The following is a 12469-nucleotide window of genomic DNA, read 5'->3' on the forward strand; positions in this document are numbered from 1 at the left end:
GGATTCCGATTACTGCTATGTTTTCCATCGATTCCGGACAGAAATTCCCCATGCTTCCCACCGAGCGCCTGCGCGGCATCGAGGCCTTCGTCGCCACCGCCGATGCCGGCAGCTTCACTGCCGCCGCTGAACGCCTGCACCTGACCAGTTCGGCGGTGGGCAAGACCATCGCACGGCTGGAGGCACGCCTGGGCGCGCGGTTGTTCGAACGCAGCACGCGCCGCCTTCGCCTGACCGAGGCTGGTGAGGGCTTCTATCGCACCTGCGTGCGGGTGCTGGGCGAGCTGGCCGATGCCGAGTCGGTGCTGGTCTCGCACGCAGACGCGCCCGTGGGCCGCCTGCGGGTGGATGCGCCGGCCACCTTCGGGCGCCTCAAAGTCTGGCCGTTGCTGCTGCAGCTGGCCGCCGAGTTTCCACAGTTGCATCCGCAGGTGACCTTCAGCGACCGCTTCAGCGACCTCGCCGAGGACGGCGTCGACCTCGCCGTGCGCATCGGCGGTCCCGAGCCGCTGCCCGCCACGCTGGGCAGCCGCCTGCTCGGTTACGAATGCCTGCGCTTCTGCGCCTCCCCGGCCTACCTGCTTCGGCATGGCCAGCCCCGCTCGGCCGCCGAGCTGGCCGGGCATGACGGTGTGCTGTTCGGACGCGCGGACGGCAGCATCGGGCCGTGGCAGGTGGCCGATGGCAGGCAGCGCAGTACACCGCTGCAGGCCCGCGCGCGCCTGGTGGTTGGCAGCGCCGAGGCCCAGGTGGCGGCGGTCGAGGCCGGCTTCGGCATCGCGCAGCTGGCCACCTGGCTGGTCGATGACGCGCTGGCGCGCGGCAGCCTGGTCTCGATCCTGCCGTCGCTGGACTGCCGCGGCCTGCCGCTGCGCCTGCTGTGGCCGCAGGGCCGGCAACGGCTGCCACGCGTGGACGTGGCCCTGGACCGTCTCGGCGCCGGGTTGCCGATCGATCCGCCGCGCTGAGCGAAGCGCCATCGGCGGCGGTCGCATCGAACAGCTGCGACTGCCGGTCGCATTGCCCGCATCCCGCCCCTCACCCACCATCCGCGCAGCGTTTCAGCGTGGGCAGGACATGGACGGATTCCCCTGGTTGCTGGTTGCCGCCGCCGGTAGTGCCATCGCAGCCTTGCTGCATATCGGCTGCATTGCCTTCGGCGCCGCGTGGTACAGGTACTTTGGTGCTGGCCAGCGCATGGTCCGGCTGGCACAGGCCGGGCATTGGTGGCCGCCGCTGATGACCGCCGGCATCACTGCCGTGCTGGTGGCCTGGGCGCTGTACGCACTGGCCGCCGCGGGCTGGCATTCGCCGCTGCCGGCCAGTCGTCTGGTCCTGACGGGCATCGCCCTGCTGTTGCTGCTGCGCGCGGCGATGGGCTTCGGCCTGGCGCTGCTCCGGCCCGGCTACAACGGCCGGCGCTTCTGGGTAGCCAGTTCACTGGTCTGCCTCTGCCTGGGGCTGGCCTTCGCGCTGGGGACCCGGCAGGCCTGGCAGAGCCTGGGGTAGCCACCTACCATCGCCCGCCCTTGGGGGCGGCGGAAGCAACCGTCAAGCATCTGCTGATGCCGGTACGGCATGAGGTCGGTGCCGATGGGCCTGAACCGGGGCGGGGCTGACACGGCCGTACCGCCGCCCGCGCCCTACAATGGGCGCATGCAGATCGGCCCCTACACCATTGCCCCCAACGTCGTGCTGGCGCCCATGGCCGGCGTCACCGACAAGCCCTTCCGCCTGCTGTGCAAACGGCTGGGCGCGGGTCTGGCCGCCTCGGAAATGACCATCAGTGATCCGCGCTTCTGGAACACGCGCAAGTCGATCCACCGCATGGACCATGACGGCGAACCGGCCCCGATCAGCGTGCAGATCGCCGGCACCGAGCCGCAGCAGCTGGCCGAGGCCGCGCGCTACAACGTCGACCACGGCGCGCAGATCATCGACATCAACATGGGGTGCCCGGCCAAGAAGGTGTGCAACGCCTGGGCCGGTTCGGCGCTGATGCGCGACGAGCAACTGGTGGCGCGCATCCTCGAGGCCGTGGTCAACGCGGTGGACGTGCCGGTCACGCTGAAGATCCGCACCGGTTGGGACTGCGACCATCGCAATGGCCCGCTGATCGCACGCATCGCCGAGGACAGCGGTATCGCGGCACTGGCGGTGCACGGCCGTACCCGCGACCAGCACTACACCGGCCAGGCGGAGTACGCCACGATCGGCGAGATCAAGGCCGCGCTGCGCATTCCGGTGATCGCCAACGGCGATATCGATTCGCCGCAGAAGGCCGCCTACGTCCTGAAGGAAACCGGCGTGGATGCGGTGATGATCGGTCGCTCGGCGCAGGGCCGGCCGTGGATCTTCCGCGAAGTGGCGCACTACCTGGCCACCGGCGAGGAACTGCCACCGCCATCACTGGCGGAAGTGCGCGACATCCTGCTTGGCCACCTGCACGCGCTGCATGCGTTCTATGGCGAGCCGCAGGGCGTGCGCATCGCGCGCAAGCACCTGGGCTGGTATGCCAAGGACCGGCCGGAGAATGCCGCTTTCCGCGCGGTGGTCAACCGTGCCGAGGATCCGGCCAGCCAGATCGCATTGACCACCGAATACTTCGACCGCCTGATCGCCGGGGAACCGGCGCTGCCTTCGGCGGCCTGAGCCACCAGCCCCGCGTCTGCGAACAGTCGAGCCAGCTCGACGCTACAAGAGCCCACCATGACCCCGCCGATTTCCTCCCCGACCTATCTGCACGGGTTTTCCGGCACCGAGCAGCAGCGCCTGATGACCCAGGCCCGGCTGCTGGAATCGAGCATCTTCGGCCAGATCGACTACAGCGGCGCGCGGCGCCTGCTGGAAGTCGGCAGCGGCGTGGGCGCACAGACCGAGATCCTGCTGCGCCGCTTCCCCGAGCTGCACGTGACCGGCGTGGACCTGAGCGAAACGCAGCTGGCCACCGCGCGCGAGAACCTGGCGCGCACGCCGTGGTGCAGCGACCGCTATACCCTGCAGCAGGCCGATGCCGGCGAGCTGCCGTTCGAGGCACGCAGCTTCGACGCGGCGTTCCTGTGCTGGGTGCTGGAGCACGTGCCGTCACCCGCACGTGTGCTGAGCGAAGTGCGCCGGGTGCTGGCACCGGGTTCGCCGGTGTACATCACCGAAGTGATGAATGCTTCGTTCCTGCTCGATCCGTATTCGCCGCACATCTGGCGCTACTGGATGGCCTTCAACGATTTCCAGTACGACCACGGGGGCGACCCGTTCGTCGGCGCCAAGCTGGGCAACCTGCTGCTGGCCGGCGGCTTCCGCGACGTGCACACCGAGATCAAGACCATCCACCTGGACAACCGCGAGCCGGCGCGTCGCAAGACGATGATCGCGTTCTGGGAACAGCTGCTGCTGTCGGCCGCCGACCAGCTGCTGCAGGCCGGCTCGGTGGACGAGGAAACCGTGGAAGGCATGCGCCGCGAGTTCCGCCTGGTGCAGAACGACCCGAACGCGGTGTTCTTCTACTCGTTCGTGCAGGGCCGCGCGACGGTGTATTGAGCCAACGCAGCACTGCCGATGGTCCCGCCATCCACGCATGGCGTGGATCTACGGGTGCGCCGCACCAGTCCCTGAGGCTGCCGGCTCGTGCCAGATCCGCTGCCACATCGCCGCCAGCCGGCGCCCGGCATCCGCGCGCGCGGTCGGGCTGCTGTAATCCGTCCGCACCTGCTCCGGCGTGATCGGTCGCCACTGCCCGTCGACCTGCTCGGCCACGGCGAAGTTGAAGGTGTAGTCGGGCTCCAGCCCCATGCGCAGGTCGCTCAGCACCAGCCGCCCATCCACCACCTGTGCACGCATGAAGCCCCGGTTGAACCACGTCAGCTGCTGCACTGCAGGGATGCTCCCTGCTTCGCGCAACGCCTGCACATTGGACGCATGGCCTTCGAACTGCATCGGTCCATGGTCGGCCACCAGCGAGCGGTCGCCCACCACGTAGCCGTTCGGCGTCATCGCCACCACGCGCCACAGCAGGGTGTTGAACGGCATCGGCACCGAGAAGCGCGGTGCATCGCCCAGACCCATCGCCGCCAGGCTCTGCTGGGCAGCACGGTCGACCTGGGCCTTTGCGATCAGGCCCCAGCCCAGGTAGGCGCTGCTGAGCAGCAACGCCACGCCCAGCACCTTGCCAGCCCAGGGGCGGGCGCGGCCAAACCAGGCCAGCACGCAACCCAGCAGCAGCCACACCGTGTAGCCAAGATCGATGATGAAGACACTGGAACCCATGGTCGGGTGTGGGCGCAGCGGCCACCACAACTGGGTGCCGTAGACGGTGAACGCATCCAGCACGGGATGGGTGACCAGCGCCAGCTGGATTGCCCAGAACCAGCGCACCGGTGACTGCGCGACGCGGCCGTTGCCGAAGCGCTTGAACAACCACCAGATCAGTGCCGCCACCCAGGGCAGCACCAGCAGCGAATGGCTGAAGCTGCGGTGCTCGATCATGTTCGCCACCGGGTCGGCGGCGGTGAAGCCCAACCACAGGGCATCGAGGTCCGGCAGGGTGCCGAGCGCGGCACCGGCCAGCAGGGCCGCGCGGCGATGGCCGGGCGGAGCGATGGCAGCAGCGACGGCGCCGCCGAGCACGATCTGGGTCAGGGAATCCATGGGCCGATGCTAGCGGCTTGCGGGCGCGCCGTCTCACTCCCGGACACCGCGTCTGTAGAGTCGACTGCTGGTCGACTGCTGGTCGACTGCTCTCCCATCAGGCTGCGGAAACCACGCGCTACGCGCGACAGTTGACGAATAGTCGACTTTACGGAAACGGGTTACGCCGCCTGCGACAAGCGCGCGCCCGGCAGTTCCACCAGAGTCTGGCCATTGTGGTCCAGCAGGCGCAGCGCGCCATCATGGTCTTCGGCCAGTGCGGTCAGGCTCTCCACCCAGTCGCCGTCGTTGGCATAGACCAGGCCATCGCGTTCGATCAACGCAGCGCGATGGATGTGACCACAGACGATGCCATCCAGTCCGCGCCGGCGCACGTCATCCAGCCCGGCCTGCACGAAACGCTCGATGTAGCGTTCGGCGGCACCACTGCGCTTCTTCAGGAATTCCGACAGCGACCAGTAGCGCATGCCCAGCCGGCGCCGCACCGCGTTCAGCGCCTGGTTGCCGGTCAGGATGCGGTAGTACAGCCAGTCGCCGAACTTTTCCTGCAGGCCGCCGAAGTGGGTCACGCCGTCGTACTCGTCCCCGTGCGCGACAAGCAGGCGACGGCCATCGGCGGTCACATGGATGGCGCGGCGGCGCACCTGCATCGCTGGCAGCATCAGCCCGCACACCTGGCGCAGCGAGGCATCGTGGTTGCCGGGGATGTAGACGATCTCGGTGCCGGCACGGCGCAGCGCGTGCAGGGCCTGGATGACCTCGCTGTGCGACTGCCGCCAGTTGGCACGGCGATGGGCCATCCACCACAGGTCGATGATGTCACCGACCAGGTACAGACGCTCACAGCGCAGCTGCGAGAGAAAACGTGCCAGTTCGGTGGCATGGCAATGACGTGAACCCAGGTGCACGTCGGAGACGAACACTGCGCGCCGGTGCGGCGACAGGTTCGCCAGCACGCTCATGCCGGCATCCCCGCATCGCGCAGGTAGCGTTTGCGCTTGTTCGGCCGGATCGCGCACAGGTCCACTTCGATCAGGCCGTCGATCGAATCGCTGAAGTCCGGGTCGACACCGAAGGCGAGGAAGCGCGCGCCACCGGGTTCGCACAGATCGGTGTACTGGCGATACAGCGTCGGCACGCCGGTGCCGAGTGCGGCCAGGTTGGCCTTGAGCACGTCGAACGCGGCGCCTGCATCCAGCTCGCCAAAACTCGGCGGCGCGGCGAAGTACTGGAACGGGCGGTTCGATTCGGCCAGGCCGGCGGTACCGCCGTAATAGCGCTGGTAGTACGCCACCAGCTGCTCGCGCGCATCGCGTGGCAGCGCCGCGCTGATCGACACGGCGCCGAACAGGTAGCGGATACCCGGCCGGCACTGCAGGTAGGCACCGATGCCCTGCCACAGGTAGTCCAGGCTGCGGCTGCCCCAGTAGTCGGGCACCACGAAGCTGCGGCCCAGTTCCAGGCCTTCGGCGATGTGGGTGATGGCATCGTCGGAATAGCGGAACAGCGACGCGCTGTAGAGCCCGGACAGTCCGTGCCGGGCCAGCGCATGGGCGCCGCGCATGATCCGGTACGCGCCGGCGATGCGCTGCGCGGCCGCGTCCCAGATCACGATGTGCTCGTACTGCGGGTCGTAATCGTCCAGGTCCCGGCTGCGCCCGGTGCCCTCGCCCACCTGGCGGAAGGTCAGTTCGCGCAGGCGGCCCAGCTCCAGCAGTAGCGGCGAATCGGCAGTACAAGTGGCCAGCAGAATCTGCTTGCCGTCGGCGGTCTGGCCCAGCTGGGTGGCTGCGGCAATCCCAGCGGCGACCTGCGAGGGTGGCACCGGGGCCGCCAGCGGCTCGGGGCCTGCGAAGGCAGCGGCATTGCCGGCCGCGCCATTGCGGCCCAGCGCATACAGCGCGCGGCGTACCGACAGCAGCTGCGCGCCCGGGTCACCGCCCTTGCCCAGCTGCATCGGCTCACCGATGCTCAGGCGCAGCGGGCGGCCGCGGCGGGTGAACATCTCGCGCGCCAGCAGCGCGGTGCCGGCCGGCTTGAACAGGGTCGAGGCGCCGTAGAACAGCGCCGAGTTGCGCGCTTCCACCCGTACCGGCAGCACCGGCGCGCCGGCGGCACGGGCAAAGCGGACGAAACCGCGCTGCCAGCGACCATCGCGGATGCCTCGCAGCGAGAGGCGCGAGACCTCGCCGGCCGGGAACACGATCACGCACTGCTCGGCGGCCAACGCCTCCTCCACGGCGTGCAGGCTGCCACGCTGGGCCTTGCCACCGAGGATGCGCACCGGCAACAGCAGGTCCTGCAGTGGCGCAATCGCCCCCAGCAGGTCGTTGGCCACGATCCGCACATCGCGGCGGATGCGGCCGACCGCGTCCAGCAGGGCCAGCGCGTCCAGTGCGCCGGACGGGTGGTTGGCGACGATCAGCAAGCGACCGGTGGCCGGGATCTTCGCCAACGCGGCCGGATCCACCTGGTACTGGCCATCGATGAACTCCAGCCCGGCGGCGACGAAGCCGAATCCGCGCAATCCTGCACTGCGCTGCAGGAATGCTTCGATCTGGTCCAACCGCGACCAACGCCCGACGCTGCGCAGCAATGGCCGCGCCAGTTGGCCACGACGGCCATGGAACCAATCGGGAAAGCGTTGCTGGAGACGCTGTTCAAGTTCCTGCATGGCGGATCCACTCATGCCCGGCGGCCGTATTGGCCGACAGCCTGCGCCCGGCAGGCGGCAGCCAGATGGCGGTTTCGGGGCAGAACGATGACGGTCGTCCCCGGCCGGAGGGGGCCGCAACCGCCCCCCCTCGGCACCCGGCCCGCTGTCACGCTGGTGGAACACTGGGCCTCGAGGCCGGGGCCCAATCCCGTCAGGACGGCCCTTGCCGGGCCTACGCGGGCTTAACCACCGGCAACCGGTACAGGTTCACAATGCACAGGCGGCGCACCCCGTGTATCATGCGCGCCCATCTTTCCATCCGAATCAAGGGATATTACGCCTGATGTCCAGCTATCTCTTCACCTCCGAGTCGGTCTCCGAAGGCCATCCGGACAAGGTTGCCGACCAGATCTCCGATGCGGTGCTGGACGCGATCCTGACCCAGGACCAGCGCGCCCGCGTGGCCTGCGAGACCATGGTCAAGACCGGCGTTGCCATCGTGGCCGGTGAAATCACCACCAGCGCCTGGATCGACCTGGAAGCCCTGACCCGCAAGGTCATCACGGACATCGGCTATGACAGCTCCGACGTCGGCTTCGACGGCGCCACCTGCGGCGTGCTGAACCTGATCGGCAAGCAGTCGCCGCACATTGCCCAGGGCGTGGACCGCAAGAAGCCGGAAGAAATGGGCGCGGGCGACCAGGGCCTGATGTTCGGCTATGCCACCAACGAGACCGACAGCTACATGCCGGCCGCGATCCACCTGTCGCACCGCCTGGTCGAGCAGCAGGCCAAGATCCGCAAGAAGAAGAACTCGCCGCTGTCGTGGCTGCGTCCGGACGCCAAGAGCCAGGTCACCCTGCGCTATGAAAACGGCGTGGTCTCGGCCATCGACGCCGTGGTGCTGTCGACCCAGCATGCCCCGGGCATCAAGCAGAAGGACCTCATCGAGGCCGTCCGCGAAGAGATCATCAAGCCGGTGCTGCCGGCCAAGTGGCTGCACAAGGGCACCAAGTTCCACATCAACCCGACCGGCAAGTTCGAGATCGGCGGCCCGGTGGGCGACTGCGGCCTGACCGGCCGCAAGATCATCGTCGACACCTACGGCGGCTGGGCCCGTCACGGTGGTGGCGCCTTCTCCGGCAAGGACCCGTCCAAGGTCGATCGTTCGGCGGCCTACGCGGCCCGCTACGTCGCCAAGAACGTGGTTGCCGCCGGCCTGGCCGACCGTTGCGAAGTGCAGGTCTCCTACGCCATCGGCGTGGCTGAGCCGACCTCGATCTCGGTCACCACCTTCGGCACCGGCAAGATCAGCGACGACAAGATCGAGAAGCTGATCCGCAAGCACTTCGACCTGCGCCCGTACGGCATCATCAAGATGCTGGACCTGATCCACCCGATGTACCAGCAGACCGCGGCCTACGGCCACTTCGGCCGCAAGCCGAAGGAGTTCAGCTACCTCAACGGCGAAGGCGAGACCGTCAACGCCACGGCCTTCTCCTGGGAGAAGACCGACCGCGCCGCCGCCCTGCGCGCCGATGCGAAGCTGAAGTAAAGCCGGCGGGTAGAGCCGACCGGTAGAGCCGACTGTTAGTCGGCTGACCTTGAAGAAGGGCCGCGCAAGCGGCCCTTCTGCTTTCTGGTAGAGCCGGCCGCTGGCCGGCTTTTTCAAGGCCTCCGGAAACAATCGCGCGGTTGCCGATACAATCCGCCGCATGTCGACCGAACTGAAAACCCACCAGCTGTCCATGACCGTGCTGATGTCGCCGGAAATGGCCAATTTCTCCGGCAAGGTCCACGGTGGTGCGATCCTGCGCCTGCTCGACCAGGTCGCCTACGCCTGCGCCAGCCGTTACGCCGGCAGCTACGTAGTCACCCTGTCGGTGGACCAGGTGATGTTCCGCCAGCCCATCGCGGTGGGCGAGCTGGTCACCTTCCTGGCATCGGTGAACTACACGGGCACCTCGTCGATGGAGATCGGCATCAAGGTGGTGGCCGAGGACATCCTCAAGCGCAGCGTGCGCCACGCCAACAGCTGCTTCTTCACCATGGTGGCGGTGGATGAGGAAGGCCGGCCGACGCCGGTGCCACCCTTGCAGCCGGTCACCTCGGACGAAAAGCGCCGCCAGGCGGCTGCGCTGATCCGCCGCCAGCTGCGCCAGGAAATGGAGCAGCGCCATCTGGAACTGCTGGCGTCGAACCCGCCGTCGCCGGAGGAATGAGGTAGTGCCGGCCGCTGGCCGGCAACCTCGTGCGTGCCGCCAGACATCATGAGGTTGCCGGCCAGCGGCCGGCACTACCGCGACACCTCACCCGGTGTTCTGCACACCCTGCGAAACACCGTTCACGCAGGCCACCAGCGCGCGCAGCAGATCGTCATCCTCGCGTCCGCTGGCCCGCCAGCGCTGCAGCAGGTCCACCTGCAGCACGCTGATCGGATCGACATAGGGATTGCGCAGGCGGATCGACAGCGCCAGTCGCGCATCGTGGTCCAGCAGCGTCTGCTGGTCCATCAATGCCAGCAGCCAGTGCCGGGTGAGTTCCAGTTCGCGCTGCACCTGCGGGAAGAAGCGGTCGTGCAGGCCGCCCGACAACAGCGAGAACTGCTCGGCGATGGTGATATCGCCCTTGGACAGCACCATCGCGATGTCATCCAGGAAGGTGCGGAAGAACGGCCAGTCACGCGCCATTTCGCGCAGCGTCTCTTCATGGCCAGCATCCACCGCCGCCTGCAGGCCGCTGCCTACGCCGTACCAGCCGGGAATGACGGCACGCGCCTGGCTCCAGGCGAACACCCAGGGAATCGCACGCAGGTTGCCCAGTGCTGCGTCCTGGCCGAGCCGGCGCGACGGACGCGAGCCCAGCGTCATCCGTTCGATCACATCGATCGGCGTGGCGGTACGGAAGTAATCCATGAAGCCGGCCTGGCCAACGAACGCGCGATACACCTCGCTGCTGGCCGATGACACTGCATCCATCACCGGTCGCCACTCATCCTCGCGCGGCTCGGCGGCACGCGGGCGCAGGCTGGCGCGCAGCACCGCGCCGGTGGCCTGTTCCAGCGAGCGCAGGGCCAGCGCGCGGATGCCGTATTTGCGATGAATCACCTCGCCCTGCTCGGTCACCCGCAGGCGGCCATCAATGCTGCCGCGCGGTGAAGCATCCACCGCGTGCGTGGTCTTCCCACCGCCACGGCTGATGGAGCCGCCACGGCCATGGAAGAAGGTCAGCCGGATGCCGGCCTCGGCCGCCACCTCCAGTAGTTCCACCTGCGCGCGCTGCAGGCCCCAGCGCGAGGCGGCGATGCCACCGTCCTTGCTGCTGTCCGAATAGCCCAGCATCACCATCTGCACGTCGTCGCGTGCCTGCAGATGCGCGCGATAGATCGGGTCGGCCAGCAGGTCACGCAGGGTCGCGGTGCCGCACTTGAGATCATCCACCGTCTCGAACAGCGGTGCGATATCCAGCGGTACTGATCCGTTCTCTTCCACCAGGCCGCCACGGCGTGCCAGTGCCAGCACCGCCAGCACGTCGCTGCGGTCGTGCGCCATCGAGATGATGTAGCTGCCCAGCGCATCGCAGCCATGCCGCGCACGCGCATCGGCCAGCGCGGCGAACACCGCATCCAGCCGCTGGTTGCCCTCGTCGTCGCCGTTGGGCAATGCCGTTTCACCGCTGGCATGCGGGCTCAGCAGCCGCGCACGGCCCACCGCATCCAGCGCCTGCCAGGCCTCTTCGCCGCCCAGCGCGGCGGCCAGCGCGCGCGCATGCACGCTCGACTCCTGGCGCACATCCAGCCGCGCCAGATGGAAGCCGAAGGTCTTCACCCGCCACAGCAGACGCTGCACGGCAAAGCCACCAGCGTGCTCGCCACGGTTCGCAAGCAGGCTGTCGAGGATCAGCTGCAGGTCGTCGATCAATTCGGCGGGGCCGGCGTAGGCGCGCTCGCCATCGTCCAGCGTCGCCTGCAGGCGTGCGCGCATGCGGTCGTTGAGCAGGCGGTACGGCATGTCGGCATGGCGCGGGCGTGACTGCACCTGCGGCAGCAGCTGCTGGTACTGCGCCACGCGTGCCTGCAGCGCATCACTGACACCCACCCGCTCGGTGGACTGGCTGAGCAGGCTGGCCAGCTGCAGCAGTTCCTTCTGGTAGCGCCCGAGCACCGCCTGCCGCTGCGCATCCAGCGTATTGCGGATGGTGTGGGCATCCACGTTCGGATTGCCGTCCATGTCGCCGCCCACCCACGTACCAAAGCGCAGCAGCCGCGGCAGCGGCAATTCTTCGCCATAGGTATCGCGCAGCGCCTGCTGCAGCGATTCGTACAGCACCGGGATCACCCGGTACAGCACCTGCACCAGGTAGAAGCCGACGTGCTCGCGCTCGTCATCCACGGTCGGCCGCACCGGTGAGGAATCGGTGGTCTGCCACGACGCGGTGAGCGCCATGCGGAAGCGCGCGGCATCGGCGGCGGCCTCACCCGGGGTGCGCTGGCCGTCGAGGTTGTCGACCAGGCTGGCCACCATCAGCTGTTCCTTCTCCAGCAGCGCACGGCGCACCGCTTCGGTCGGGTGCGCGGTGAACACCGGTTCGATGTCGATGCGCGGCAGCCACTGCGCCAGTTCGTCCAGGCCCACGCCCTGCGCCTTCAGGTGCTGCAGTGCATCCTGCAGGCCATCCGGCTGCGCACCCGCGGTACCGGCGCGCTGGTAGTCACGGCGGCGGCGGATGCGATGCACGCGCTCGGCGATGTTGACCACCTGGAAGTAGGTGCTGAACGCCCGCACCATGGTCTCGGCCTGCTGCGGCGTGCGCCCGGCCAGGCCATCGGCCAGCTCCGACAGCGGCGCCTGGTTCTCGCGGCGGGCGATGGCACGGGTACGCACGTCCTCGACGTCATCAAGAAACGCGGCCGACACCTGTTCGACCAGCAGGTCGCCGACCAGTGCGCCAAGCCGGCGCACATCATCGCGAAGCGGAAGATCGGGAGAAGCAAATTCGATGCTGCTGCGGTACTCGTTCATCGGCGACGCACAGGCCTCGGTCAACGGATCCAGGCCCCAAGCCTATCCCAGATCGGGCGTCGTGCTGCGATGCAAAAATGGTTTCATCTGGTAGTGCCGGCCGCTGGCCGGCAACCTCAGGTTGCATGGCTCCATGAGGTTGCCGGCC

10 protein-coding genes are annotated in these 12469 nt (G+C 68.2%); 6 read left to right on the top strand and 4 right to left on the bottom strand.

Annotated elements, in window-relative coordinates; all coding sequences use genetic code 11:
* Window positions 1-50 precede the first annotated feature (50 nt).
* From O0K41_RS15370 to O0K41_RS15385, 4 genes are all read left to right on the top strand, one after another.
* Complete coding sequence (locus O0K41_RS15370; protein ID WP_049451428.1) at window positions 51-968, top strand: LysR family transcriptional regulator; 918 nt, start codon at window positions 51-53, stop codon at window positions 966-968.
* Window positions 969-1077: 109 nt separating this feature from the next.
* Window positions 1078-1509 (top strand): hypothetical protein, encoded by a 432-nt coding sequence (locus tag O0K41_RS15375; RefSeq protein ID WP_032966440.1) that lies wholly within the window; start codon window positions 1078-1080, stop codon window positions 1507-1509.
* 147 nt (window positions 1510-1656) lie between these two features.
* Window positions 1657-2652 (top strand): tRNA dihydrouridine synthase DusB, encoded by a 996-nt coding sequence (gene dusB / locus O0K41_RS15380; RefSeq protein WP_012479176.1) that lies wholly within the window; start codon window positions 1657-1659, stop codon window positions 2650-2652.
* A gap of 57 nt (window positions 2653-2709) precedes the next feature.
* Complete coding sequence (locus tag O0K41_RS15385) at window positions 2710-3537, top strand: class I SAM-dependent methyltransferase (RefSeq protein ID WP_005408109.1); 828 nt, start codon at window positions 2710-2712, stop codon at window positions 3535-3537.
* A 48-nt stretch (window positions 3538-3585) separates the two neighbouring features.
* Here O0K41_RS15385 and O0K41_RS15390 read toward each other — a convergent pair whose 3' ends face one another.
* From O0K41_RS15390 to O0K41_RS15400, 3 genes are all read right to left on the bottom strand, one after another.
* Complete coding sequence (locus O0K41_RS15390; RefSeq protein WP_049451427.1) at window positions 3586-4644, bottom strand: metal-dependent hydrolase; 1059 nt, start codon at window positions 4642-4644, stop codon at window positions 3586-3588.
* Window positions 4645-4805: 161 nt separating this feature from the next.
* Window positions 4806-5606, bottom strand: a complete 801-nt coding sequence (locus tag O0K41_RS15395; RefSeq protein WP_043035375.1) for a UDP-2,3-diacylglucosamine diphosphatase — start codon at window positions 5604-5606, stop codon at window positions 4806-4808.
* Entirely contained in the window at window positions 5603-7318 is a 1716-nt protein-coding gene (locus O0K41_RS15400) for a lysophospholipid acyltransferase family protein (protein WP_049459460.1), read from the bottom strand. Before O0K41_RS15400 ends, O0K41_RS15395 begins: the two co-directional genes overlap by 4 nt.
* 325 nt (window positions 7319-7643) lie before the next feature.
* Between O0K41_RS15400 and metK the strand changes: the two genes are divergently transcribed.
* Together metK and O0K41_RS15410 are read left to right on the top strand one after the other, a co-directional pair.
* Window positions 7644-8855, top strand: a complete 1212-nt coding sequence (gene metK, locus O0K41_RS15405) for a methionine adenosyltransferase (RefSeq protein ID WP_005408103.1) — start codon at window positions 7644-7646, stop codon at window positions 8853-8855.
* Window positions 8856-9015: 160 nt separating this feature from the next.
* Complete coding sequence (locus tag O0K41_RS15410) at window positions 9016-9522, top strand: acyl-CoA thioesterase (protein WP_005412266.1); 507 nt, start codon at window positions 9016-9018, stop codon at window positions 9520-9522.
* An 87-nt stretch (window positions 9523-9609) separates the two neighbouring features.
* Here the strand turns inward: O0K41_RS15410 and ppc are convergent, their stop codons facing one another.
* Window positions 9610-12321, bottom strand: coding sequence for a phosphoenolpyruvate carboxylase (gene ppc, locus O0K41_RS15415; RefSeq protein ID WP_149501449.1), 2712 nt, complete (start codon window positions 12319-12321; stop codon window positions 9610-9612).
* Window positions 12322-12469 lie beyond the last annotated feature (148 nt).

Origin of the sequence: Stenotrophomonas sp. Sm2128 (assembly GCF_030985535.1) — a bacterium.
GTDB classification, from domain to species: domain Bacteria; phylum Pseudomonadota; class Gammaproteobacteria; order Xanthomonadales; family Xanthomonadaceae; genus Stenotrophomonas; species Stenotrophomonas maltophilia.